At 68.4% G+C, this 26,184-nt stretch carries 17 protein-coding genes and 2 tRNA genes; 6 read left to right on the forward strand and 13 right to left on the reverse strand.

The annotated features are described in order from the left end of the window. Positions 1-12 precede the first annotated feature (12 nt). A complete protein-coding gene (uvrB, locus tag IAI53_RS07920) occupies positions 13-2,076 on the reverse strand; it encodes an excinuclease ABC subunit UvrB (protein ID WP_225433175.1) in 2,064 nt (687 codons plus the stop codon). A gap of 159 nt (positions 2,077-2,235) precedes the next feature. Here uvrB and IAI53_RS07925 point away from each other — a divergent pair, with 159 nt between their 5' ends. The 4 genes from IAI53_RS07925 (at position 2,236) to IAI53_RS07940 (ending at position 7,666) form a co-directional block, all read left to right on the forward strand. Next, entirely contained in the window at positions 2,236-3,444 is a 1,209-nt protein-coding gene (locus tag IAI53_RS07925) for an amino acid aminotransferase (protein ID WP_187717564.1), read from the forward strand. Positions 3,445-3,538: 94 nt separating this feature from the next. Next, positions 3,539-3,614 (forward strand) — tRNA-Asn (locus tag IAI53_RS07930). A 61-nt stretch (positions 3,615-3,675) separates the two neighbouring features. Beyond that, positions 3,676-3,751: transfer RNA gene (locus IAI53_RS07935), tRNA-Asn, on the forward strand. 156 nt (positions 3,752-3,907) lie between these two features. Next, the gene (locus IAI53_RS07940) at positions 3,908-7,666 is read left to right on the forward strand and encodes an EAL domain-containing protein (RefSeq protein WP_225433176.1); all 3,759 of its coding nucleotides are present in this window, start codon (positions 3,908-3,910) and stop codon (positions 7,664-7,666) included. A gap of 148 nt (positions 7,667-7,814) precedes the next feature. Here the strand turns inward: IAI53_RS07940 and IAI53_RS07945 are convergent, their stop codons facing one another. The 12 genes from IAI53_RS07945 to IAI53_RS08000 all read right to left on the reverse strand — a co-directional run bounded on the left by IAI53_RS07945 (position 7,815) and on the right by IAI53_RS08000 (position 21,329). Beyond that, the gene (locus tag IAI53_RS07945; RefSeq protein WP_187717566.1) at positions 7,815-9,272 is read right to left on the reverse strand and encodes a hemerythrin domain-containing protein; all 1,458 of its coding nucleotides are present in this window, start codon (positions 9,270-9,272) and stop codon (positions 7,815-7,817) included. Next, entirely contained in the window at positions 9,269-11,515 is a 2,247-nt protein-coding gene (locus IAI53_RS07950; RefSeq protein ID WP_187717567.1) for an ATPase, T2SS/T4P/T4SS family, read from the reverse strand. The genes IAI53_RS07945 and IAI53_RS07950 overlap by 4 nt, the downstream gene beginning before the upstream one ends. Beyond that, positions 11,512-12,744: a sensor histidine kinase gene (locus tag IAI53_RS07955; protein WP_187717568.1), complete on the reverse strand. Its 1,233-nt coding sequence runs from the start codon at positions 12,742-12,744 to the stop codon at positions 11,512-11,514. The genes IAI53_RS07950 and IAI53_RS07955 overlap by 4 nt, the downstream gene beginning before the upstream one ends. Further along, positions 12,741-13,394, reverse strand: coding sequence for a GTP-binding protein (locus tag IAI53_RS07960; RefSeq protein ID WP_187717569.1), 654 nt, complete (start codon positions 13,392-13,394; stop codon positions 12,741-12,743). The genes IAI53_RS07955 and IAI53_RS07960 overlap by 4 nt, the downstream gene beginning before the upstream one ends. Then, positions 13,387-13,977, reverse strand: coding sequence for a response regulator (locus IAI53_RS07965; protein WP_187717570.1), 591 nt, complete (start codon positions 13,975-13,977; stop codon positions 13,387-13,389). The genes IAI53_RS07960 and IAI53_RS07965 overlap by 8 nt, the downstream gene beginning before the upstream one ends. Next, positions 13,974-16,235 (reverse strand): ATP-binding protein, encoded by a 2,262-nt coding sequence (locus tag IAI53_RS18450; RefSeq protein ID WP_222948182.1) that lies wholly within the window; start codon positions 16,233-16,235, stop codon positions 13,974-13,976. Before IAI53_RS18450 ends, IAI53_RS07965 begins: the two co-directional genes overlap by 4 nt. A gap of 1 nt (position 16,236) precedes the next feature. Next, positions 16,237-17,529 carry a response regulator c-di-GMP phosphodiesterase, NosR family gene (gene nosR, locus IAI53_RS07975; protein WP_349771903.1) on the reverse strand — a complete coding sequence of 431 codons (1,293 nt, stop codon included), beginning with the start codon at positions 17,527-17,529 and terminating at the stop codon, positions 16,237-16,239. Between the two features lie 27 nt (positions 17,530-17,556). Beyond that, entirely contained in the window at positions 17,557-18,402 is an 846-nt protein-coding gene (locus tag IAI53_RS07980) for an HDOD domain-containing protein (protein ID WP_187717571.1), read from the reverse strand. Next, positions 18,395-18,586 (reverse strand): hypothetical protein, encoded by a 192-nt coding sequence (locus IAI53_RS07985; RefSeq protein WP_187717572.1) that lies wholly within the window; start codon positions 18,584-18,586, stop codon positions 18,395-18,397. Before IAI53_RS07985 ends, IAI53_RS07980 begins: the two co-directional genes overlap by 8 nt. Further along, entirely contained in the window at positions 18,583-19,404 is an 822-nt protein-coding gene (locus IAI53_RS07990; protein WP_187717573.1) for a response regulator, read from the reverse strand. The genes IAI53_RS07985 and IAI53_RS07990 overlap by 4 nt, the downstream gene beginning before the upstream one ends. A 120-nt stretch (positions 19,405-19,524) precedes the next feature. Continuing rightward, positions 19,525-20,064 carry a response regulator transcription factor gene (locus IAI53_RS07995; protein ID WP_187717574.1) on the reverse strand — a complete coding sequence of 180 codons (540 nt, stop codon included), beginning with the start codon at positions 20,062-20,064 and terminating at the stop codon, positions 19,525-19,527. Then, positions 20,061-21,329: an ATP-binding protein gene (locus tag IAI53_RS08000; protein WP_187717575.1), complete on the reverse strand. Its 1,269-nt coding sequence runs from the start codon at positions 21,327-21,329 to the stop codon at positions 20,061-20,063. The genes IAI53_RS07995 and IAI53_RS08000 overlap by 4 nt, the downstream gene beginning before the upstream one ends. A gap of 228 nt (positions 21,330-21,557) precedes the next feature. On the opposite strand from IAI53_RS08000, the gene nosZ reads away from it, so the two are divergent. Together nosZ and IAI53_RS08010 are read left to right on the forward strand one after the other, a co-directional pair. Continuing rightward, positions 21,558-23,513 (forward strand): TAT-dependent nitrous-oxide reductase, encoded by a 1,956-nt coding sequence (nosZ, locus tag IAI53_RS08005; protein ID WP_187717576.1) that lies wholly within the window; start codon positions 21,558-21,560, stop codon positions 23,511-23,513. Positions 23,514-23,989: 476 nt separating this feature from the next. Further along, entirely contained in the window at positions 23,990-26,176 is a 2,187-nt protein-coding gene (locus IAI53_RS08010; RefSeq protein ID WP_187717577.1) for a NosR/NirI family protein, read from the forward strand. The last annotated feature ends 8 nt before the right edge of the window (positions 26,177-26,184 follow it).

A 26,184-nucleotide genomic window follows, 5' to 3' on the forward strand; every position in this document is an offset into this window, starting at 1 on the left:
CTCTCTCCATGCTCAGGCGCTGCCGTGCTGGTCCGCGCCGAAGGCCTGCCGGCGCAGGCGGAACAGTTCGTCGCGGGCCGCGGCGGCCTTTTCGAATTCCAGGTTGCGGGCGTGCTCCTGCATGGCCTTTTCCAGCTTCTTGATTGCGCGCGCCAGCCCCTTTTCGTCCATCGCCTCGTAGTCGGCGCCGGGCTCGGCCACCCGCGCGCTGTCGCGCGCAGAGCCGTCGCCACTGCTGTAGACCCCGTCGATGATGTCCTTGATCCGCTTCACCACGGTCTTCGGCGTGATGCCGTTGGCCTCGTTGAAGGCAATCTGCTTGTTGCGCCGCCGCTCGGTCTCGCCGATCGCCGCCTTCATCGAGTCGGTCATGTTGTCGGCGTACAGGATGGCGGTGCCGTGGATGTGGCGCGCCGCCCGGCCGATGGTCTGGATCAGCGAGCGCACCGAACGCAGGAAGCCCTCCTTGTCCGCGTCGAGGATGGCCACCAGCGACACCTCGGGGATGTCCAGGCCCTCGCGCAGCAGGTTGATGCCGACCAGCACGTCGAACTCGCCCAGGCGCAGGTCGCGGATGATCTCCACCCGCTCCACGGTGTCGATGTCCGAGTGCAGGTAGCGCACCCGCACGCCGTTGTCGGCGAGGTAGTCGGTGAGGTCCTCTGCCATGCGCTTGGTGAGCACGGTGACCAGCACGCGCTCCTGGACGCCCACCCGGCGGCGGATCTCGCCCAGCAGGTCGTCCACCTGGGTGATCGCCGGGCGCACCTCGACCACCGGGTCGATCAGCCCGGTCGGACGCACCACCTGCTCCACCACCTGCCCCTGGTGCTGCTCCTCGTAGGCCGCCGGGGTGGCGGAGACGAACACGGTCTGCGGCATCAGGCGCTCGAACTCGTCGAACTTGAGCGGCCGGTTGTCGAGTGCCGAGGGCAGGCGGAAGCCGTATTCCACCAGGTTGTCTTTGCGCGAGCGGTCGCCCTTGTACATGCCGCCCACCTGCGGAATGCTGACGTGCGATTCGTCCACGAAGAGCAGCGCGTCGGCCGGCAGGTAGTCGATCAGTGTGGGCGGCGGCTCGCCCGGCGCGCGGCCCGAGAGGTGGCGCGAGTAGTTCTCGATACCCTTGCAGAAGCCCATCTCGTTGAGCATCTCGAGGTCGAAGCGGGTGCGCTGCTCGATGCGCTGCGCCTCGACCAGCTTGCCGGCGTGCTGGAAGATCTTGACCCGCTCGGTGAGCTCCTCCTTGATCGCCTCGATGGCCTTGAGCACCGTGGCGCGCGGGGTCACGTAGTGGCTGGACGGATACACCGTGAAGCGCACCAGCTTCTGCTTGAGGTGGCCGGTGAGCGGGTCGAACAGGGTGAGGTGTTCGATCTCGTCGTCGAACATCTCGATGCGCACCGCCAGCTCGGCGTTCTCCGACGGGAACACGTCGATCACGTCGCCACGCACCCGGAAGGTACCGCGGCGGAAATCGATGTCGGCACGGGTGTACTGCATCGCCACCAGGCGGGCGATCAGCTCGCGATGGCCGATGCGCTCGCCCTCGCGCAGGTGCAGCACCATGCTGTGGTAATCGACCGGGTCGCCGATGCCGTAGATGCACGACACGGTGGCCACGATCACCACGTCGCGGCGCTCCATCAGGCTCTTGGTGGCGCTCAAGCGCATCTGCTCGATGTGCTCGTTGATGCTGGAATCCTTCTCGATGAAGAGATCGCGCGACGGTACGTAGGCTTCCGGCTGGTAGTAGTCGTAGTAGGAGACGAAGTACTCCACCGCGTTTTCGGGCAGGAACTCCTTGAACTCGGAGTACAACTGCGCTGCCAGCGTCTTGTTGGGCGCCAGCACCAGGGCCGGACGGCCGCACTGGGCGATGACGTTGGCCATGGTGTAGGTCTTGCCGGAGCCGGTCACCCCGAGCAGGGTCTGGAACATCAGGCCGTCCTGCACGCCTTCGACCAGCTGCGCGATCGCCGTGGGCTGGTCGCCCGCCGGCGGAAAGGGCTGGTGCAGGCGGAACGGACTGCCCTCGTAGGTGATCACGCGGGCAGTGTCGGCAGGATTCGTCATGCTAGAATTTCCGTTTGCTTTCGGGTGCCTGCAGCAGCCTTCCGGCGCGGCGGCAAACGAAGATTATTGATCATTTTGCGTGCCAAGGCACGGCACTCCGACCGCCGCAACACGGCGCGGTTCGCCGGCCGGCACACCCCACCCTGACCTGGAGCCCACATGTCCGCCTCGATCTTCGCCGCCGTCGAAATGGCGCCCCGTGACCCGATCCTTGGCCTGAACGAGGCCTTCGCCGCCGACACCCGTGCCGAGAAGGTGAACCTCGGCGTCGGCGTGTACTACGACGACAACGGCAAGATCCCGCTGCTGGGTGCGGTCAAGGCCGCCGAGAAGGCCCGCCTGGAAGCCATGCCGCCGCGCGGCTACCAGCCGATCGAAGGCCCGGCCGCCTACAACAACGCGGTGCAGAACCTGCTGCTGGGCAAGGACTCCGCGCTGATCGCCAACGGCCAGGTCATCACCGTCGAGGCCCTGGGCGGCACCGGCGCGCTGAAGGTCGGCGCCGACTACCTCAAGCGCCTGCTGCCGGGCGCCACCGTGTACATCTCCGACCCGAGCTGGGAAAACCACCGCGCGCTGTTCGAGTCCGCCGGCTTCCCGGTGGAGAACTACCCCTACTACGACGCCGCGACCCGCGGGGTGAACTTCGCCGGCATGAAGGCCAAGCTGGAGCAGCTCGCACCGGGCTCCATCGTCGTGCTGCACGCCTGCTGCCACAACCCGACCGGCGCCGACCTCTCCGACGCGCAGTGGAACGACGTGGTCGAGGCCTGCCGTTCGCGCGGCCTGGTGCCCTTCCTCGACATGGCCTACCAGGGCTTTGCCGACGGCATCGACGCCGACGCCGTCGCGGTGCGCGCCTTCTCGGCCAGCGGCCTGCAGTTCTTCGTCTCCAGCTCCTTCTCCAAGAGCTTCTCGCTGTACGGCGAGCGCGTCGGCGCGCTGTCCATCGTCACCGCCGGCAAGGACGAATCCGCGCGCGTGCTCTCCCAGGTCAAGCGCGTGATCCGCACCAACTACTCGAACCCGCCGATCCACGGCGGCGCCATCGTCGCCGCGGTGCTCAGCTCGCCCGAACTGCGCCAGATGTGGGAAGACGAACTGGCCGGCATGCGCGAGCGCATCCGCGCCATGCGCACCGGCCTGGTCGAGCAGCTCAAGGCCGAAGGCGTGGCGCAGGACTTCTCCTTCGTCATCAAGCAGCGCGGCATGTTCTCCTACACCGGGCTGACCGCCGACCAGGTCGAGCGCCTGAAGAGCGAGTTCGGCATCTACGCGGTGTCCACCGGTCGCATCTGCCTGGCTGCGCTCAACAGCAAGAACATCGGCTACGTCGCCAAGGCGATTGCCGCCGTGGTCAAGGGCTGAACGCAGCATGCAAGGCGAGGACGGCGAAATGCAGAAAAATCGCCGTCCTCGCCTTGACGCAAACCCGCGCCTTGCCTAGAATGCGCGGCTCTGTTCCCCGATAGCTCAGTCGGTAGAGCGACGGACTGTTAATCCGCAGGTCCCTGGTTCGAGCCCAGGTCGGGGAGCCAAGAATTCGAAGATGCCGTCCCGCGCCCGCGACGACGGCACGCAGCAGCAAACCCGTTTTATTCCCCGATAGCTCAGTCGGTAGAGCGACGGACTGTTAATCCGCAGGTCCCTGGTTCGAGCCCAGGTCGGGGAGCCAGATTCACGAAGGCCGGTCAGATGACCGGCCTTCGTGCGTTTACGCCCCGGTCCGCCCTCTTGCAGGCTTGTGGCTGCGGGGGAATTCGCTCAACATGCCGCAATGGATGGCGACCGCTCCCTTCCCGGTCCGCCGAGCACTCCCCCTACGGCGACCATGCGCGTTCTATACGTTGAAGACTCCCGCGTCGACGCGGACCTGACCCGACATGCCCTCGCGCGACAAGCGCCCGAGATCGCCCTCGACATAGCCGGCACCCTGAGCGACGCACGCCAGCGGCTGGCGGATGGCACCTACGACCTGGTGCTGACCGACCTGAAGCTGCCCGACGGCACCGGCCTGGAGCTGCTCGGCAGCATCCGCAGCGCCGGCCTGGGCGTGCCGGTGGTCCTGGTCACCGGACAAGGCGACATGGCCACCGCGGTCAACGCCCTGAAGGCCGGCGCGCAGGATTACCTGGTCAAGGGCGACGACTACCTCGACGGCATGGCCCCCCTGCTGCGCGACGTGCTGGCGCGCTCACGCCGCCATGCGGTGCGCGGCCGGCCCTTGCGCGTGCTCTACGCGGAACCCAATCCCGCCGACGCCGAACTCGCACGCCACCATCTGGCCAGGCATGCGCCACACCTGGCGCTCACCGTGGTCGACAGCGCCGAGGCGGTGCTGGCGGAGCTGTCTCCCCGGGACGACGGACCGGAAGGCCACGACGTACTCTTGCTCGACTACCGCCTGCCCGGCATGAACGGCCTGGAGTTGCTCCGCCTGCTGCGCCGGCAGTACGAGGCCGCGCTGCCCATCGTGCTCACCACCGCCCAGGGCAGCGAAGCGGTAGCCGCGCAGGCCCTGCATCTCGGCGTGGACGACTTCCTGCCCAAGCACGAAGGTTACCTGTTCGCCCTGCCCGCCACGCTGGAAAAGGTGCACCGCGAGAACGAGCTGATGCGCGAGCACGACGCCCTGCGGGCGCTGGCCGAGCGCCACGAACAGCTGCTGGCCGCCAGCCCCACCCTCACCTACCGCCTGCGCCTGGAAGACGGGCAGCGGGTGCCGGTGTGGGTGAGCGAGAACATCGAACGCATGCTCGGCTATCGCGTGGAAGAGGTCCTGCCGGTCGAATGGTGGTGGACGCACCTGTGCGCCGACGACCGCGAGCGGGTCTCGGCGACGCAGCAACAGCTGGAAACCAGCGGTAGTCTCGACGTCACCTATCGCTTCCGCCACAAGAACGGCCACCTGCTGTGGATACGCGACCAGCAGCGCCTGCTGCGCGATGCCCAGGGCCGCCCCAGCGAGATCGTCGGCAGCTGGAACGACGTCACCGAAGAGACCATCGCCACCCATGTGCATGCCGCGCGCATGGAACTTCGCGAACTGATGTTCGACGGTCGTCCGCTCGCCGACATCCTCGCCTGTTGCGTGCGGCGGATCGAGGACTGCTGCGTGGGCCACCGCGCCGCCATCCTGCTGGCCGATGCGCTCGGCCAGGACATCCAGCCGACCGTCACCGGCAGCCTGGACGACGCCTACCGCGCCTGCGTGCGGGCGCAGTCGACCCGACTGCTCGCCGGCCTGCGCGACGCATCGCCGGTCGCGGCCTTCACGGCGGCGGTCGACGGGGTCACGGACGCGGACGACTGCTGGCAGGCACTGACCCGCGCCGCCGGCGAGCGCGGCGCCACCCATCTGCCGCTCACCGGCAGCAACGGCCGGGTGCTGGGCGTGCTCGCCGTCTACGGCGCGCCGCTCTCGCCACAGGGCACGGACGTGCGCAACCGCCGGCTCGCCGAGTTCGCGCAGCTCGCGGTACTGGCCGCGGAGCGCTCCGAGCAGGAACAGGTCCGCCGCCAGGCCTTCACCGCGCTGGCCGACACGCGCGACGGCATCGTCATCACCGATCTCGGCCCGGCCATCGTGTCGATCAACAGCGCATGGACCGAGATCACCGGCTACACCGAGGACGAGGTGCTGGGCCGGAACCCCTCGCTGCTCAAGTCCGGCATGGAAGCGCCGGAGCGCTACCAGGAGATGTGGCAGACGCTGCTGCAGACCGGCTCGTGGCAGGGGGAGATCTGGAACCGGCGCAAGAGCGGCGAGACCTATCCGCAACTGCTCAGCATCAGCACGGTGCGCGATGCCGCCGGCACGCCCACCCACTATGTCGGCGTGATGACCGACATGAGCCGCCTGCGGCGCAGCGAGGAGGAGAAGGAACGCCTCACCCACTACGATCCGCTCACCCACCTGCCCAACCGCCTGCTCGCCATGTCGCGCCTGCAACATGCCATCGAGCAGGCCGGCCGCCAGCACGAGAGCATCGCGGTGCTCTACCTGGATCTCGACCTCTTCAAGCACATCAACGACAGCCTCGGGCCGGTGGCCGGCGACCACGTGCTGGCCTGCGTGGGCGAGCGCCTGCGCAGCCACCTACGCCATGAGGAAACGCTCGCCCGTCTGGGCGGCGACGAGTTCCTGATCATCGTCGAACGCCTGGAGATTGCCGACGACGCGGCCCGCCTGGCCCGCGAACTGCTCGAAGCCCTGCGCGAGCCCATCCTGCTGGACGGCGAGCAGACCGTGTTCACCGCCGGCAGCATCGGCATCAGCATCTACCCGGACGACGCCAGCGAAGCGCACGCCCTGGTCCAGCACGCCGACACCGCGCTCAACGAAGCCAAGACCCTGGGGCGCGACCAGTACTGCTTCTACACCCAGAGCCTGGGCGACCGCGTCCGCCAGCGCCTGCAGCTGGAAAACCATCTGCGCCTCGCGCTGGAACGCGGCGAACTGTCGCTGCACTACCAGCCGCAGGTGGACATCCGCAGCGGGCGGATCAACGGCATCGAGGCGCTGATGCGCTGGCGCAGCCCGGCGCTGGGCGACGTGCCGCCGGCCGAGTTCATTCCGGTGGCCGAACAGAGCGGGCTGATCTTCCCGATGGGGCGCTGGGCGCTGGAGGAAGCCTGCCGGCAGAACAAGCGCTGGCAGGACGAAGGCCTGACCCAGCTGTGCGTGGCGGTGAACGTGTCGGTGCGCCAGTTCCGCGACCCCAACCTGCTCGCCACGGTGCGCAACGCGCTGGACAGCAGCGGGCTGCCGCCGCGCTGCCTGGAGATCGAGCTCACCGAAAGCGCCTTCGTCGACGACGCGGAAACCGCCATCCGCACCAGTCAGCAACTGCACGAACTGGGCGTGAAGCTGTCGCTGGACGATTTCGGCACCGGCTACTCATCGCTCGCCTACCTGTCGCGCTTCCCCTTCGACAAGATCAAGATCGACCAGTCCTTCGTGCAGGACATCACCTCCAACCCGACCAACGCGGCGATCGCCAACGCCACCATCGCGCTGGCCGACAGCCTGCACATGTCGGTGCTCGCGGAAGGGGTGGAAACCGAAAGCCAGCTCGGCTTCCTGCGCCAGCGCGGCTGCAACTCGATGCAGGGCTACCTGTTCAGCCGTCCGCTGCCGGCCGACGAACTGGCCACCCTGCTGCGCGAGGCCCGCACCCTGCCCGCGGCGCCGTCGGCGCAGGACGCGCCCCGCACCCTACTGCTGCTCGACGACGAACTCAACATCCTGCGCGCCCTGCAGCGCCTGCTGCGCCAGGACGGCTATCGCATCCTGGCCACCACCAGCGCGGCCGAAGCCTTCGAGCTGCTGGCGCAGAACACCGTGCAGGTCATCGTCTCCGATCAGCGCATGCCGGAGATGAACGGCACCGAGTTCCTGTCGCGGGTCAAGGAGCTGTATCCGCACACCGTCCGCATCGTGCTGTCCGGCTACTCGGAGGTGGAGACCATCACCCAGGCGGTCAACCGCGGCGCGATCTACAAGTTCTTCACCAAGCCCTGGGACGACATGCAGCTGCGCGAGGAACTGCGCGAAGCCTTCCGGGCGGCGGAGAAGGCGCGCGGCTGAGCCGCTATTCGCGCAACAGACCTGGCCGAGTCGACCGTAGGAGCGGCCTTGGCCGCGATGCGTCCGCCGTCCTGCCACACACCGCATCGCGGCCAAGGCCGCTCCTACAGGGGATGCCGGACGGCGTTCGGACAGGACCAGTCCGCGTTCAGCCCGCCTCCGGCGGTTCGGCCGGCAGGCGCACGGTGAAGCGCGACCCCTCGCCCGGCCGGCTGTCCACCCGGATCTCGCCGCCGTGGCGCTTGACGATCTCGTAGGAGATCGACATGCCCAGCCCGGTGCCCTTGCCCACCGGCTTGGTGGTGAAGAAGGGTTCGAAGATGCGCCGGGCGACGTCCTCGCTCATCCCCTTGCCGTTGTCCTCGATCACCAGCTCCACGCCCCCGGCATGCGGACGGGTGGCCAGCACGATGCGTCCCGGGCTGCGTTCGATGGCCTGCGCGGCATTGACCAGGATGTTCATCAGCACCTGGCTCAGCTGCGCGGGCAGGCAGCGCACCCGCGGCAGCTCGCCGTACTGGCGCACCACCTCGGCCTTGTACTTGAGCTCGTGCCAGACCACGGTGAGCGTGCTCTCCAGCACCTCGTTGAGGTCCGCCTCCTGCCATTCGGCGTGGTCCACATGCGAGAAAGTCTTCATGTCGCGCACGATCTTCTTCACCCGGTCCAGGCCTTCCATCGATTCGGCGAGCAGATCGCCGATGTCGCTACGCAGGAAGTCCAGGTCCGCCTGCTTCTTGAGCTGGCGGATCTCCTCGCGCACCGCCTCGGGCGGGTTCAGCGCGGCGAGCCGGGCGTCGTAGCGGTCGATCAGGTCGGTGAGCTTGCCAACGTACTGCTGCAGGCTGCCGAGGTTGGAGCTGACGAAGCCCACCGGGTTGTTGATCTCGTGCGCCACGCCTGCGGCCAGCTGGCCGATGGCGGACATCTTCTCGGACTGCAGCAGTTGCTCGCGGGTGCGCTCGACCTCGGCCAGCGCCTTCTGCAGTTCGGCGGTGCGCTCGGCCACGCGCTGCTCCAGATGGGCGTTGAGCTCGGCCAGCTCGTCGCGCGCGGCGGCCAGCGCCAGGTTGCGCTCGGCCATCAGTTCGTACAGCCGCCCGATGGCTTCGACCAGGATGCGGGTCGCGCCGCCTTCCTGATCGTGCTCCGGCAGGCTGCGCCGCTCGGCCGGCTGGCCGGCCTTGATGCGGGCGATCTGCCCGGCCATGTCGCGGTCGGAACCGAGGATGTGGAAGGACAGCCAGGTGGTGACGAAGCTCGCCAGCAGCTCCAGGATGTCGCGCGGCCGTCCGGCGGCCAGGTACTCGCCGCGCGCCACGCGGATTTGCTCGGCAAAGATCTGGTGCTGGCGGGTGTGGGCGGCGACGTGGCGCGGGTCGCAGCCCCAGTCGGCCATCAGCATTTCCTCGTCGGAGAAGTGCTCGCGCGCGTAGGCTTCGAGCCCGTCGAGCAGGTCGAGGATCTCCTCATCGCTGGCGTGGCGCTGCTCGGTGACCACCTCCACCAGCGCGTTGAGCATGTCCACCAGGCGATGGTGCTGGGCGTCGACCTGCTCCAGGCCGAGCTCGTAGCGGCGATCCCACTTGAAGGCTTCCAGCATCATGCGTTCTCCGTGGCAACCGGGCCCAGGACCCGGAGTACTTCCGACAGGCTGGTGCGCCCCTCGGCAACCTTTCCGTAGGCATCCTCGGCCAAGGAACCCATGCCGGCCTGCCGGGCCTGGACGCCGATCTCCAGCAGGCTGCCACCGCGTGCGATCGTCTCACGGATCGCGTCGCTCATGACAAGCAGTTCGTACAGGCCGATGCGCCCCTTGTAGCCGCTGCCGTGGCAGATCTGGCAGCCGCGACCGACAAAGGCCGGCGGCGGCTCGCTGGCGAAGCGTCCGCCCAGGCGCTGGAGCAGCGCGGCATCGGGCCTGGCCTCCTCGCGGCAGGCCGGGCAGATGCCGCGGACCAGTCGCTGGGCGAGCACCGCCTCCAGCGCCGAGGCCACCACATAGGGCTTCAGGCCCAGGTCGAGCAGGCGGGCGATGGTGGCCACCGCCGAGTTGGTGTGCAGGGTGGAGAACACCTGGTGGCCGGTGAGCGCGGCGTGGAAGGCGACCTCGGCGGTGTCGAAGTCGCGGATCTCGCCGAGCAGGATGACGTCCGGGTCCTGGCGCAGCATGGCGCGCAGCACCGAGGGGAAGGTCAGCCCGATCTTCTCCTTGATCAGCACCTGGCCGGCCATGTCGAGGTAGTACTCCACCGGGTCTTCGATGGTGACGTAGTTCTTGCCCGGGTCGGCGTTGGCCTGCAGCAGCGAGTACAGTGTGGTGGTCTTGCCGCTGCCGGTCGGCCCGGTGGCCAGGATGATGCCCTGCGGACGGTCGATGCTGGCGCGCAGGTGGCCGAGATCGACCGGGTTGAAGCCGAGCTGGTCCAGCGAGGGCACTGCGGCGTTGCGGTCGAGCAGGCGCATCACCACCTTCTCGCCGTTGATCGTGGGCAGCGTGGAGATGCGCAGGTCCACCACCTTGAGCGGCGACTTGACGGTGAGCCGGCCGTCCTGCGGGCGGCGGCGCTCGGCGATGTCCAGTTCGGCCATGATCTTGAAGCGCGACACCAGCGAGCCGTGCAGGTGGTGCGGGATCTGGATCTTGTCCTGGAGCACGCCGTCGATGCGGTAGCGCACCACCACCGCCTTGGCGCGCGGCTGCAGGTGGATGTCGGAAGCGCCCAGGCGGATCGCTTCCAGCACCACCGCGTTGGCCAGACGGATCGCCGGCGGCGCGTCGCTTTCGGTGAGCAGGGTGTCGAGCGAGGCCTGGTCGTCCTCGTCGATGACGATCTCGATGCCCTCGTAGGGGTCGGGCCCGCCGATGATGGTCTCCAGCTCGCGGAAATCCACCTCCTCGCCGTACAGCGCGCCGATGCGCTCGCGGATCGCGGCGACGTCGGCCATCACCACCTTGAGCTCCAGGCCGGCGGTGAAGCGGATCTCGTCGGTCAGCGCGGTGTCCATCGGGTCGGCCATCGCCAGGGTGAGGCGGCGCCCTTCCAGCGCGATCGGCACCACCAGCTGGCGCTCGCACAGGCTGTGCGGCAAGAGGTCGGCGAGCGCCTTCTGCACCGGGATCTCGGTGAGCGCCACCTCCTCCATCAGCAGGTCCTTGCGCAGGAAGGCGCGCACCTGCGCCTCGGTGAGCCAGCCCTTCTCCAGCAGCAGGGCGATCAGCGGCTCGCGCCGCGCCTGCTGCTGGCGGTGCAGCTCCTGCAGTTGCGCATCGGTGATCAGGCCCTTCTTGTTGAGCGCGATGCCCAGGCGGCTGGCATGACCCGCGGTGATGCGCGCGAGGGCTTCGATCTCCTTGCTCTTGCGACTGTTCTCGCTGGCCAGCGCGCGGTTGCGGCGCACCAGGTCGAACTGCTCCAGGGCCAGGGCGACGGTGACGCGCAGGTCGTCGTCGTTCCAGGGCTTGAGGATGAACTTGTACACCGCGCCATCGTTGATCGCGCCCATCACCGCGCCGGTGTCCGCGTGGCCGGTGAGCATGATGCGCAGGGTGTCCGGGCTGAGCGCCTTGACCTGCTTGAGGAACTCGGCGCCGTTCATGCCCGGCATCATGTAGTCGCTGATCACCAGGTGGATGGTCTGCTCGCGCAGGCGGGCCAGGCCCTCGGCGGCGTCGGCCGCGGTGAGCACCTGGTAGGCCTCCTGGCGGAACACCCGGGTCAGCGCCTTGAGCACGCCGGGCTCGTCATCCACCAGCAGCAGGCGATAGGGTTCGCGCGCCTCGGCGGTGGCGGGTTCCGGGGTGGCGCCCGAGGGCTGGCCGGTGAAGTAGCGGGCGAACTGGCTCATCCTTGCGTTTCCAGAGGCAGGCGGACATCCACCCGGGTGCCCGCGCCGGGCTGGCTGTGCAGCTCGATGCGACCGCCCTGGGCGAGGATCACGTCGCGCGCGAGCGTCAGGCCGAGACCGATGCCGGCGCCCACCGCGCGGGTGGTGAAGAAGGGGTCGAACACCCGCGGCAGGTCCGCAGCAGCGATGCCACAGCCGTCGTCGATCACCTCGATGCGCTGGCTGCCGGCCTCCAGGCTGCAGCGCAGCACGATGCGCCCGCCGGGCCCGATGGCCTTGATCGCGTTGTCGAGGATGTTGAACAGCGCCTGCTGCAGGTGGCCGGGACGGCACGGAAACTGGCGTGCGGCCTCGCCCTCGCCGGTGAGTTGCGCATCGCGCGGCAGGCGCGGCCCAAGCAGCCGGCACAGCTCGTCCAGGCTGGCGCGCAGGTCGATCACCGCCTGCTCGTCGCGGTCGACGTTGGAGAAGCCCTTGAGGTCGCGCACGATCGCCGCCACCCGGTCCACGCCGTCGATGCTGTCCTTGAGCAGGTCGGCGAAGTCGGCCAGCAGGAACTCGGCGTCAATCTTCTTCAGGGCCTGCGCGTCGCCGCCTTCGGCCGCCTGCAGCGCCTCTCCCAGCTGGCGCAGGTAGCCGCGCGCGGAATTGAGGTTGCTGCGCACGAAGCCGATCGGATTGTTGATCTCGTGCGCCATGCCGGCCGCCAGCTGGGCGATGCCGGCCAGGCGCTCGGCCTGGTAGAGCTGGCGCTGGCGGGTCTCGATCACCCCCACCTGCTCGGCCACCCGCGCCTCCAGCTGGGCGGCCAGTTCGCGGTAGCGCGCTTCGGATTTTTCCAGCGCGCGGTGCTTCTCGCGCAGGGCGTCGAAATCCGCCTGCACGCTCTGCACATGCAGCGCCGAGGCCATGTGGTAGCGCTGGCGGGCCAGCAGGATCTGGCGCAGCAGGCCGGCCGCGCCGGCAAGCGCCGCGGCATGCTCGGGCGGGCCGAGCAGCCAGCCCAGCGCTTCGATGTCCACCGCCACCGCGACCGCATGCCGGCCCGGTTCCGCCGGCGGTGCGTCGCCATCGACCAGTTCCAGCGGCGCGCCGACCAGCGGCGCGAGCATGTCGAGCAGGCGCGCGCGCTCGCCCGCGGGCAGCAGCTCGGCCAGCGTCCAGTCGTGGTCGAAAGCGGCCTGTGCGGCCGGGCTCACCGCCATCACCGGATCATGTTTGTCGGTCATGTCGCCGCTCCGCGCAGCGCGGCGGCGAAGCCGGCCGCGCTCAGGCCGTGTTCGCGCTCGAGCCCGTAGCTGTCGGCAATCCGCGGGTAGAGCGCGTCAAGCAGGGTGGAGAAGGTCTCCAGCACGCCCGGCCCGGTGAGTGCGCTGGCGAAGGTCATCGGCCAGGGCGCGCCGGCCCAGCGTTCGGCGATCTCGGCCTCGCTGAGGATGTCGGCCAGGTCGCGCTTGTTGAACTGCACCACCAGCGGCAGGCGGTCGAAGTCCAGCCCCACGCGCGCGGCATTGTCGGCCAGGTTCTCGAAGGACAGGCCGTTGTTGGCCGCTTGCGTGCGCTGCGAGTCGGCCACGAACACCACCCCGTCGGCGCGCGACAGCACTGCCTTGCGGGTGCCGTCATGGGCCACCTGGCCGGGCACGGTGAACAGTTTGAACTTGACCAGCAGCCCGGAAGGCGCACGGATGCCCAGCGGCAGCAGGTCGAAGAACAGGGTGCGGTCGTTCTGCGTCTCCAGCGTCATGATCTCGCCCTTGAGTTCGGGCTGCAGCATGTCGTGCAGGCGCATCAGGTTGGTGGTCTTGCCGCTCGCGGCCGGACCGTAATAGACCAGCTTCAGGGTAAGCCGCCGGGCGGCTTCGTCGAACTCAGCCATTCGGATGCCGGCGCTCGTACTCGGCCTGCAGGTCGGGGTCGAGGATCACCGAACCGTCGTCGCCCCAGCGCACGTCGGTGATGCCGGGCTCCTCGGCTTCCAGGCGCTTGCGCTCGATCTCTTCCGGCGTGGCCAGCTGGCGCTCCAGGCGCTTCTCGTCGGCCAGGCGCTCGGTCTCCACCTGCAGCGCGCGCCAGGCCAGGCCCTGGGCGATGGCGGACACCAGCTCGTAGTCGTTCCACGGCTTGCCGATGAAGCGGCTGATCTGCGCCTCGTTGATCGCGCCTATCAGGGCCTGCAGGTCGGCATAGCCGGAGAGGATGAAGCGCACCGCATGGGGCTGGATCTCGCGCACCGCCTTGAGCAGCTGCACCCCGTCCATGCCCGGCATGCGGAAATCGGAGATCACCATCTCGTAGGGCGTGCCGCGCACCGCGCGCAGCGCATCCTCCGGGCAGGAGCAGCAATCGACCTGCAGCCGGAAAGTTTCGCCGTTGAAGGTGCAGGGCGTGAGCACCAGCAGGCGCTTGAGCGCCTTCAGGATGCCGGGTTCGTCGTCGACGATGAGGATACGGTGGGTCATGCTTGCTCCTTGCACGGGGCGTTCGCGTCTTCGGTCGGCGCCGGCGCTTCAGGGGGCACTCGCGGCAGCACGACGCGGAAGGCCGCGCCCTGCCCCGGTTCGCTGCGCACGTCGATGCGCCCGCCGTGCTTGCGGACGATGGAGAAGGCCAGCGACAGGCCCAGCCCGGTGCCCTGGCCGACCGGCTTGGTGGTGAAGAAGGGGTCGAACAGTCGGCCCAGGTGTTCCGGCGCGATGCCGCGGCCGGTGTCGGCCACCTCCACCCAGACCGTGTCCGCGTCGCTGCCGGTGCGCACGGTGATCACGCCCTTGTCGGCGATCGCGTGCGCGGCATTGACCAGCAGGTTGAGGAAGACCTGATTGAGTTGGGACGGCAGGCACCAGATCTCCGGCAAGTCGCCGTACTGCCGTTCCAGCGTGGCCTTGTACTTGATCTCGTTCCACACGATGTTGATCGTGCTGTCCAGCCCGCCGTGCAGGTCGGCCCACTGCCAGTTGCTCTCGCCGACCCGGGAGAAATCCTTCAGGTCCTGCACGATCTTGCGTACCCGGGCGATGCCTTCCTGCGATTCGCTCACCAGCGCCGGGGCGTCTTCGCGGATGTAGGCCATGTCGCGCTCTGCCATCAGCGCGCGCAGGCCGGCGTCGTCACCGAAGCGCCGCTCGAACTCCGCCACCACCGCGAGGAGATCCTGCAGGTACTGGTTCAGCGTGCCCAGGTTGGAGCTGACGAAGCCGACCGGGTTGTTGATCTCGTGCGCCACGCCGGCGGCGAGCTGGCCGATGGAGGCCATCTTCTCCGACTGCAGCAGCTGGTTCTGCGCCTCTTCCAGCCGGCGGTTGAGTTCGATCTGCTCGGCCAGCGCGCTGCGCAGCCTGGCCTCGGCCTCCTCGCGCTGGCTGATGTCGCGCACGATGCTCTGCCGGTAGCGCCGCCCCTGGTGCTCGAAGCTGCCCGAACTCACCTCCACCGGAAAAACCTCGCCGCTGCGCCGGCGGTGGATGGTCTTGAAGGTCACGCCCTGCTCGCCGCCCGCCGCAGCGAGTTGCGCGGACAGGCTGGTCAGCGTCTCGGGCGCGCGCAGTTCGGCGATGTTGCGCCCGACCAGTTCGTCGCGCGCATAGCCATAGGCGCGGCTGGCCGCCTCGTTGGCCTCCAGGAGGTTGCCCTGCTCGTCCATCAGCAGGACGATGTCGTGGGCGTAATGGACCAGAAAGTCGAACTGCTTCTCGCGGCGGGCGTGCTCCAGGTCGCGCGAAACCCGTTCGAAGTCGCTCTGCACCCGCAGGTAGCGCAGCGCCACCCACAGCAGCAGGATCAGCATGACGCCCAGCCCCCCCAGACGCAGCGCCAGGCTGGCGAATTCGGCGTGCGCGGCGGCATAGACCGCGTCGCGGTCCATCTTGGTGACCAGGATCCAGTTCATCTCGCGCACGTGGTGCACCACGCCGAGCACCGGCTCGCCGCGGTAGTCCACGCCCTCGATCACCAGGCCGTCGGCCTCGCCCGGGCGCAGCGCGAGCAGGCGGCCGGAAGGCTCCTCGATGCGCAGTTCGAGCGGCGCCTGACCCTGCGCCAGCGGGTTGAGATAACGCACCGCCCCGCCCTCGCGACGGGCGAGAAAGGTTTCCATCTCCACCCCCACCGGAAAACCACGCTGCAGCATCGGATACAGGGTGTAGGCCGGGTCGATGGCGATCACCAGGAAGCCGGCCAGCGCGGGCCCCTCGGGGGTATCGACCAGCAGGGAGGAAACGCTGGCCAACCTCGCCGCCCCGCTGTCGTTCAGATAAAAGTCGCGCACCACCATGTCACCACTGCGCGCCGCCCTTTGCAGCAGTTCGGGCGATATCCCGGGTGCGCTTCCGCCGCCCACGCCGGCGATTTCGCGACCCGCTGGATCGAGCAGCCAGGCTGCGCTGAACTCATACGAGCGGTTGACCATCCAGGCCAGACGGTCGTTGACCGCGGACAGCGTGCCCCTGTCCCGGGCCAGGTCGGCCAAGCTGAGCGACAGGTTCCCACCGGTCGGCAGGTTGTTCTTGACGTGAAGGTCCTCCAGCCAGTGCTCGACCTCCGCGTGGCGGATCTTCGCCAAGCCCGCCAGGGTGTGTTCGGCCTGTTGGCGGGCCTGCGACAGCAGGCGTTCGCGGGTGCCGTAACCGACGGCCAGCATCATCAGCACCACGAGCAGCACGACCAGCGCGAAGCTGAAGTCGCGGCCCGGCGGCGTGGAGGAGCTGGCCTTTGCGCTCATCTCAGGCCCGCCGGTTGCGCACGTAGAGGATCAGCCGCCCGCCCTCGCTGCGCTCGTAGTCGCGGATCTGGCGGATCAGCTTGTCGTCCAGCATGTAGTCGGTGGCCAGCAGCAGCACCCCTTCGGGGCTGATCAGGTCGCGCGCGAGGAACATGCCGGGTTTCAGGTCGGCCGGGGTCACGGCGATCTCGTCGGCCGGCGGCTCGGGCGGTGCGCCGACGATGCTGAGGAAGGCGTCGACCACCGCGGGGTCGTAACGCTTGCCGCGCCCCTGCACGATGGCCTGCTTGGCGTCGTCCTCGTTGAGCCGCTTGCCGGTGAGCGTGCCCTGCAGGTGGCCGTCGTACTCGTTGGCCAGCGCCAGGATGCGCGCACCCTGCGGAATCGCCATGCCGGCCAGCCCGTCGGGATAGCCCTGGCCGTCGAAGCGCTCGTGGTGGCTGCGGATCAGGTGCGCCGCGCCGCGCAGTTCCTCCAGCGCCATCAGGGCCTGCTCGCCCTTGGCCGGATGCTTGCGCCACACCCCCAGCTCCTCGCCGCTCATCTTGGCCGGCGGCTTGGCGAGCAGCGCATCGGGCAGGCCGATCTTGCCGATGTCGTGCAGCAGGCCGGCCAGGAACACGTCGTTGCACTGCCGCCCGTCCAGGCCCAGGCCGGCGGCGATCTTGCGCGCCAGGTCGGCCACCCGGCGCGAATGGCCGGCCATGCTGCCGCCACGCAGTTCGATGAGGTTGGCGAAGACCTGGATGGAGGTGAAGAAGCTGCGCTTGAGCCGCTCGTGCGCCAGGCGCAGTTCCTCGGTGCGCTCGCGCACCTTCTCCTCCAGGCCGGCGTTGAGGATCTTGAGCTCCTCGTTCTGGCGCGCGGTCAGCGCCTCCAGGCGCGCCTTCTCGTGCAGCAGGGCCTGGCGCTCGAGCGCCTCGCGCACGGTCAGCAGCACCTCGCCGTCGTTCCACGGCTTGGAGATGTAACGGTAGATCTGCCCTTCGTTGATCGCCGCGATCGTCGACTCGATGTCGGCATAGCCGGTGAGCAGGATGCGCAGGATGCCCGGCCAGCGCTGGCGGACCTCGGCGAGGAAGTGCGCACCGTCCATCGCCGGCATGCGCATGTCGGAGATCACCAGGTCGACCGCGCCCTGCTCGGCCTCCAGCATCTCCAGCCCGGCGGCGCCGCTTTCGGCCACCAGCACGCGGTAGCCCGCGGGGCGGAACAGCCGGCGCAGCGACGAGAGGATGTTGGCTTCGTCGTCGACGCAGAGGATGGTGGGGGGTGGCGGCAGGTCGGTGCTCACGTATGGTCTTCCTTGCTCATCGGGCCTTCAGGACAGCAACGCATTGCGGGTTTCCTCGAAATCGCGCTCGATCTGCGGGAACAGCGGCAGCAGCGTCGCCGCATCCACGCCGAGCCGCTCGCACACGCCCTCGTCCATGGGCGGCACGGTCGGTGCGCTTTCGCAGCCCAGCTCCAGCGCATGCGCGAGCACGTCCGCAAAATGTATCAGGTCGGCGGCAGCATCGCCGGCAGGCGCATGATGCCCGCGGATCTCGCTCACCAGCGGACCGGGCAGGCCCCAGGCGAGCGCCAGCTCGGCCCCGGCCTGCACGTGGTCGATGCCCAGTACTGCCTGCTCGGCGCTCAGGTGCGGGCAGCCGTGCGCCTGCTGGTAGTGCAACACCGCCTCGTACTGCACCGGGAAGCACAGGGCCAGCACGTAGCGGCCGATGTCGTGCAGCAGGCCGGCGGTGAAGGCCGATTCGGCATTCGCCCGGGTGACCCGCGCCAGCGTCCGCGCACAGACCGCCACGGCCAGCGAATGACGCCAGAACCGGTCGGACACGAAACCCTTGCAGGCGCAGTGGTTGAACACGCCCACCATCGCCGCGCCGAGCACCAGCGAGCGCACGGTGCGAAAGCCCAGCACCAGGATGGCGTCATCCACGCTGAGCACCTGCCCGGCCAGGCCGTAGAACGGCGAATTGGCCACCCGCAGGGTGCGCACCAGCAGGCCCTGGTCGGCCGCGATGCGCCGCCCCAGCGTGGCCGCGTCGAGATTGTCCTGCTGCAGGCTGGCGAGCAGGTCGACGACCAGCGGCGGCAGCGCCGGCAGGCCCGTCACCTGCTCGTGCAGCATGGCCGGAGTGATGGCATGCAGGTTCTCAGCCATCTCCGTTCTCCGCCGACGGTGCGCCGGACGCCGCCCGTTCGCGGCGATGGCGCAGCACGAGCTCGCGCAGCATGCGGGCTTCCGCGTGCTCGCCCGCGTGACGAAAGAGCTGCGCCACCTGCATGGCGAGATCGTCCTGCGATGCCCCGTCCGGCATCGTCGCACGCCGCTCGTCGTCGCTCATTGCCCGACCTCCCGCTCGAAGATGAAGAGACGTCCGCTGGCCTGCGAGTCCGCACCCAGCACACGGCAGGTGATGCGGTAGGTGGCGCCGCCGATGCCCGCGCTCAGTTCGCCCTCGCCCATGCCCGCCAGGCGGGCCGCCAGCGCAGGCGGCAGCGCACGCCCCAGGTCGGAACCCAGCGTCGTGCCGGACACCCCGAGCAGCTCCGCTGCGGCGCCGTTGGCCGCCACCACCATGCCGAAATCGTCAACGCCGAGCAGCGGCCAGGGCAACAGCTGCAACACCTCGTGCAGCACGCCCATCGCCCGCCGGTCACGCACGATCTGCGCCTGCTGCTCGGCGAGCAGGTGCTCTAGACGCCGGTTGGCGTCGCCAAGCTGCACCGACAGGCGGCGATTGTCGTCGGCCAGGCGCTTGTACTGCACGGCCTCGGCGATGTTGGCGCGCAGTTGCTCGTCGTCCCAGGGCTTGGTGAGGAACTTGAAGATCGCCCCTTCGTTGATCGCATCGGTGATGGACTGCAGTTCGGTGTAGCCGGAGAGCACCAGGCGCACGGTCTCGGGGCGGCGGGCGCGCGCCTCGCGCAGGAACTCCACGCCGCTCATGCCCGGCATGCGCTGGTCGGAGAGGATCACGTCCACCGGATGGGCGTCGAGCTGCTGCAGCCCTTCCTCGCCGCTGGCGGCGGTGATCAGGGTGTAGCCGTCGCGCCGCAACAGCCTGCGCAGCGCGGCGAGGATGTTGGCCTCGTCGTCGACCAGCAGCAGGGTGCCGCTGAGCGGCCCCGGCGTCGCCTCGGTCTGTCCTGCCTCGCTCATGCGCCTCGTCCCCGCATCGTATTCATGCGTCGCGTCTGTGCGCGTCCTGGCCCAATGATCCGCCCGCGCGGCGCTCCCGCGCAAGTCCGCGCGCCTGCCCGCCTTGCGCCAACCCCTGGTTCAGGGGCGTGCCGGTGGCCGGGCGAGCTTGCGTTGCAGGGTGCGCCGGTGCATGTTCAGCGCCCGCGCGGTGGCCGAGATGTTGCCGGCATGCTCGGTGAGTACGCGCTGGATGTGCTCCCACTCGACCTGATCCACCGACAGCGGCCGGCTGTCGATCTCGTCCTCCAGCACCAGCTCGTCGGCCTGCAGCGCATTGACGATGGCATCGACATCGGCCGGCTTGGCGAGATACTGCACCGCCCCCAGCTTGACCGCGTTCACCGCGGTGGCGATGCTCGCGTAGCCGGTCAGCACCAGGATGCGGGCGTTGGGGTTGATGCCCAGCAGGGGCGCGATCAGCTTGAGCCCGGACTCGCCGTCGAGGTTGAGGTCCAGCACGACGAACTCGGGTTCGTGGGTGTCGGCCAGCTGCAGCGCCTCGGCCTGGCTGTGCGCGCTGTAGACGCTGAACCCGCGCTGCGTCAGGGCGCGCGACAGCACGCGGTTGAACACGGCGTCGTCATCGATGACGAGCAGATGCGGATGGATTTCGCTCATGCGCGGATTCGCTCCAGCGGAACACACAGGCGGGCGATCGTACCACCGCCCTCGCGCGGCAACAGCGCCAGCGATCCGCCCAGCCGGGCGAGCGCGGCACGCGCCAGAAAAAGCCCGATCCCCATGCCGCCGTCACGCGCACCCAGCGGCGCACGCCCCAGCTCGGCCTGCAGCGCGGGCGCGATGCCGGGGCCGCGGTCGCGCACCGCGACGCACAGCGCGCCGTCGGCCAGTCCGGCATGAAGTTCGACATCGTCCGGGCTGGCGTCCGCGGCGTTGTTGATCAGGGTGTGCAGCGCTTCGCCCAGCGTGGCGTCGGCGACGATGTTCAGCTCGGTCAGGGCCGGCTCGCACACCAGCCGTGCCTCGGCGTGCGGACGCAGCGCCTGCCAGCGGTCCACCACGGTCCTCACCCAGGCATCCGCCGGCTGTGCGCCGCCGCCTTCGGCGCGCAACGCGCCGGCATCGGCGGTGAGGCCGCCGAGGATGCGCTTGCAGTGTTCGATCTGCTCGCGCATCAGCGCGAGATCCTCGCGCATCTCGCCCGGCGGTGCGCTGCGCGCCAGCTCGTCGGCGAGGATGCGCAGCGTGCCCAGCGGCGTGCCCAGCTTGTGGGCCGCGCCCGCGGCGAGGTTGGCGAGCGCGACGATCTGCTCGTCGCGCGCCTGCGCCTCGCGCGCCGCGGCCAGCTCGCGCTCGCGGCGGCGCAGCGCGGCAGTGGCACGCGCGACGAACCACACTACCGCCAGCGCCGACAGCACGAAGGTGATCCACATGCCGGCCAGGTGCCAGTGCATGGCGTCCGCGCTGGCGTGAAAGACGATGGGCTGATGGAAATGCCACAGCACGGAATAGGCGGCCACCGCCAGCGCGGCCAGCAGCCATCCCTGCAGCGCCGGCAGGATGGCGGCGCCGATGGCCACCAGCGGCAGGAACAGCGAGATCAGCGGATTGGTGGCCCCGCCGCTCAGGTACAGGAAGGCGCTCCAGCCGGCGAGATCGGCCAGCAGCTGGGAGAACAGGGCCCACGATCCCGGCGGTGCGGCACGCCCGGTGAACCAGGCCAGCGCGCCGAGATTGCAGCCGGCCAGCACCACCGCCACCGCCAGCATGCGGGCCTGCGGCAGGGCCACGTCCAGCAGCGGCGGCAGCGCGAGCGTCGCCACCCCCATGCACGCCACCGACAGCCAGCGCAGCACGACCAGGCGGGCGAGCTGAGTGCTGCCGAGCGGCGGAGGCGGCGAGGCGGTGAACGTCCGGAACATGGCGTCATTATGCGCAGCCCCTCGCCGGCCGGCGAGCCCGCGGCGCGCCTATTCCGATCAAATTTTCGTTTTTGTCTTAAATCAAGGACTGCCCCCCTGTGCCTATCTAGAGTGCGACTGCGACAAATCGTCGCAGCGTCAAAAGGACGCAGGCGCCAGCTCCGGAAGCGACCGGCGCAGCGCCGGGACGATCACCGATCACCTCTGGAAGAAGGGAGCCGCGAAACCATGAAGCACGATGAAACCAACAACACGCTCGATGCACAGCCCGATCCCGGTCGACGCAAATTCCTGAACACCGCCGCCTTTGCCGGTCTGGCCGGTGCCGGCCTGTCGGTCGGCCTGTCCGCCTGCAAGCAGGAACAGGCCGCCGCCCCCGCGGCCGCCCCCGCGGCCGCACCCGCCGCCAAGGCCGCCGCCAGCGGCAGCCACAGCAACATCCACCTCGCCCCGGGCGAACTGGATACCTACTACGGCCTGTGGTCCGGTGGTCACACCGGCGACTTCCGCGTGCTCGGCCTGCCGTCCGGCCGCGAACTGCATCGTGTGCCGTGCTTCGTGCCGGACGCGCTGGTCGGCTGGGGCCACACCAACGAATCCAAGGCGATCATGGGCACCAAGGCCGACGGCAGCCTGAAGTACACCGTCGGCGACACCCACCACACCCACGCCTCCTACAAGGACGGCAACTACGACGGCCGCTACGCCTGGATCAACGACAAGATCAACAGCCGTATCGCGCGTATCCGCCTGGATTACTTCATCTGCGACAAGATCACCGAGATCCCGAACATCCAGGGCTTCCACGGCATCTTCCCGGACAAGCGCGACCCGGTCGACCAGTCGATCAACTACACCACCCGCGTGTTCTGCGGCGCAGAGTTCCACCTGCCGATGCCCAACGACGGCCGCGACCTGGAGAGCCCGGAGAAGTACCGCGCGCTGTTCAGCTGCGTCGATGCCGAGACCATGGAACTGCGCTGGCAGGTGCTGATCGACGGCAACTGCGACCTGGTGGCCACCTCCTTCGACGGCAAGCTGGCGGCCTCCAACCAGTACAACACCGAGGGCGGCCACCACTATGAAGGCATGATGTCCGCCGAGCGCGACGCGTGCATCTTCTTCAACATCGCCCGCATCGAGCAGGCAGTGAAGGACGGCAAGTTCACCACCATCGGCGACTCCAAGGTTCCGGTGGTCGATGGCACCAAGGCCGCCAACACCGATCCGAAGACCGCGCTGGTGGCCTACGTCACCGTGCCGAAGAACCCGCACGGCGTGAATGCCTCGCCGGACGGCAAGTACTTCATCTGCGCGGGCAAGCTGTCGCCCACCGCCACCGTGATCGAGCTGGCCAAGGTGCTGGAGTGGTTCGAAGGCAACCTGGACGACCTCGAAAAGTCCATCGTCGCCGAAGTCGAACTGGGCCTGGGCCCCCTGCACACCGCCTTCGACGGCCGCGGCAACGCCTACACCACGCTCTTCCTGGACAGCCAGATCGTCAAGTGGAACGTGGATGCGGCGATCAAGTTCCATGCCGGCGACACCAGCGCACAGTACGTGGTCGACCGCCTGGACGTGCATTACCAGCCGGGCCACATCAACGCCACCCAGTCGGAAACCATGTTCGCCGACGGCAAGTGGCTGATGGTGGGCTGCAAGTTCTCCAAGGACCGCTTCCTGCCGGTCGGCCCGCTGCACGCCGAAACCGAGCAGCTGGTGGACATCTCCGGCGAGAAGATGGTGCTGGTGGCCGACCACCCGGTACGCCCCGAGCCGCACGACTTCATCATGTTCAAGCGCGAGCTGCTGAGCCCGAAGCAGGTCTACGACATCAACGACTTCCCGCTCGCCACCAAGGACCCGAAGGAAGGCGGCGTGACCCGCAACGGCAACAAGGTCACGGTGCGCATCACCTCGCTGGCGCCGGCCTTCGATCCGCGCGAGTTCAAGGTCAAGCGCGGCGACGAGGTCACCATCATCCTGACCAACCTGGACAAGATCGAGGACTTGACGCACGGCTTCGCGGTGCCCAAGTACAACATCAACTTCATCGTCAATCCGCAGGAAACCGCGTCGGTCACCTTCAAGGCCGACAAGCCGGGCGTGTATTGGTACTACTGCACCCACTTCTGCCACGCCCTGCACCTGGAAATGCGCGGCCGGATGATCGTGGAGGCCTGACAAGGCGCCACTTTCCAACCGACCACGTCACCAGGCACCCGGCCGGGGCTCGCGCCCCGGCCTGTGCAAACCGCTCCCGCAAGGAGCGGGTCGATCGGGTGATCTCTTCGAGGGGCTGCGTGCCCCTCGTTTTTTTGCTCCGCGCCGGCAGCTCTGCTCCGCTTCGCGGAATTGATACGGGACAAATACAGTTCCGTACCCGGCTTCTAAAGTGTGTCCGCCGCTCTCGCAAGGAGCGGGTCGATCGGGTGATCTTCAGGAGGGGCTCCGCGCCCCTCCATTTTTTTGTCCGCAGCACGCCTCCGGCCGCATGCCGCTGGCACGCAGAACCTGCGGAAATCCGCATGGCACAACGCCGGCCGGGCCAAATTGATTCGGAACAAGTACAAATTCAGCATTCGCTTCTAGAGTGCGTCACAACGTCGCACCCACAGCACGGCGACCCCGAATCCCGACCCCAGCAAGACGATTCCAAGATGAACATTCCGGCCCTATTCAGAAAACTGCTGACCGGCGCAGCCCTGGCGCTGCTGTCCGCCACCGCCATGGCGGACGCCTACAACGCCCAACTGCCGGAAGACATCAACACCGCCCCGGACCTGTGCAGCCTGGTCTCCTGTACCGAGGTGCTGCCGGGCGCCACCGAATTCTCCGAGCGCAAGGGGCGGCCGTACTACGTCGAAGGCTATGCGCAGAAGGACGGGCAGCGCGAGCTGGTCGGCTACGTCATGCTGTCGACCGACATCACCGACATCCCCGCCTATTCCGGCAAGCCGGTGATCACCCTGATCGGCATGGACAAGGGCGGCCGCTTCGCGGGCGTGAAGATCCTCAAGCACTCCGAGCCCATCCTGCTGCTGGGCATTCCGGAGTCGGCGCTGATCAAGTTCAACGACCAGTACCTGGGCAAGTTCGTGGGCGACAACATCGAGGTCGGCCGCACCCGCCCGGAAGAGAACATCATCGGCCTGGACGCCATCTCCGGCGCCACGGTGACGGTGATCGCGCAGAACCAGGTGATGATGACCTCCGGCGCCTCGGTGGCGCGCCAGGTCGGCATCCTGGAGCCGGTGGTGCGCGAACCGGCGCGCTTCATCGAGACCGGTGGCAAGCCCGACTGGAACACCCTGGTCGAGGAAGGCAGCATCCAGCGCCTCACCGTGCGCCCCGAGCAGGTCGGCCTGGAGCGCAGCGGCGAGCCCTTCATCGACCTGTGGTTCGGCTACCTCAACCAGCCCGACGTCGGCCGTGCGGTGCTGGGCGATGCGGCCTGGCGCAACCTGATGAGCCGCCTGGGCGAGACCGAACACGCCATCTTCGTGATCCGCAGCGGCGGCAAGGAGTCGTTCAAGGGCTCGGGCTTCGTGCGCGGCGGCCTGTACGACCGCGTGCAGATCCGCCAGGGCGCTGACACCTTCACCTTCCGCGACCTCGACTACCTCAACCTCTACAGCCTGGCCGCCGCCGGTGCGCCGGCCTACGACGAATCGGCGATCTTCATCGTCCGCCCGGAACACCAGGGCGCGAGCTTCTCCGGCGCCTATCCGTGGAAGTTCGTGTTCCTCGGCAACCGCGTGGACCGCGCCACCGGCCAGCGCAGCTTCGCCAACTTCGACACCGAGTACTGGATTCCCGCCAAGTACCTGGAAGGCGGCCGCCCGCACATCGAGCGCCCGGTGCCGCCCTGGCTGCGCGTATGGAAGACCCGCGCACTGGAGATCGGCCTGTTTGCCGCACTGCTGGTGGCGGTGGGCATCGTGTATGCGAACCGTGACCGCCTGACCCGCGCATCCACCCACAAGAACAAGTGGCCGGTGAATGCCTTCAAGTACACCGCCTGGCTCATCAGCATCGGCTACGTCGGCTTCTACCTGCTGGCGCAGCCCTCCATTACCCAGGTGCTGACCTGGTTCCATGCCCTGCTCTTCCAGTGGAAGTGGGAGCTCTTCCTCACCGACCCCTTCATCTTCCTGTTCTGGATCTTCATCATCGTCACCGTCTTCCTGTGGGGTCGCGGACTGTTCTGCGGCTGGCTGTGCCCCTTCGGCTCGCTGTCCGAGCTGCTCTACAAGATCGGCGGGGCGATCGGCCTGAAGCGCTTCCAGTTCAAGCTCTCCAAGCCCCTGCACGACAAGCTCAAGTGGGTGAAGTACGCGGTGTTCTTCGGCCTGCTCGGGGTCTCGGTGTTCTCGATGACGCTGGCCGAGATGCTGGCCGAGGTCGAGCCCTTCAAGACCACCTTCCTGGTGGGCCTGTTCAACCGCAGCTGGCCCTACACCCTGTTCGCCGCCGGCCTGCTGGGACTGTCGATCTTCATCGAGCGCCCCTTCTGCAAGTACCTGTGCCCGCTCGGCGCCTCGCTGGCCATGCCCAGCACCTTCCGCTGGTTCGGCCTGAAGCGCAAACAGGAATGCGACTCCTGCAAGGCCTGCGCGGTGGGCTGCGGCTCGCTCGCCATCGACAAGGACGGCCGCATCGACCAGCGCGAATGCCTGCTGTGCCTGGACTGCATGGTGCTCTATACCGACGACCACGGCTGCCCGCCGCTGGCCAAGGAACGCAAGCGCCGCAGCAAGGCCGGCCTGCCGCTGACCCCGATCGGCGCGGACGGCTACTTCATCCCCATCAAGCCGGTGCCGGCCGACAAGCCGGTCACCGCCTGAAGACGACT

The organism is Thauera sedimentorum (genome assembly GCF_014489115.1).
GTDB classification, from domain to species: Bacteria; Pseudomonadota; Gammaproteobacteria; order Burkholderiales; family Rhodocyclaceae; genus Pseudothauera; species Pseudothauera sedimentorum.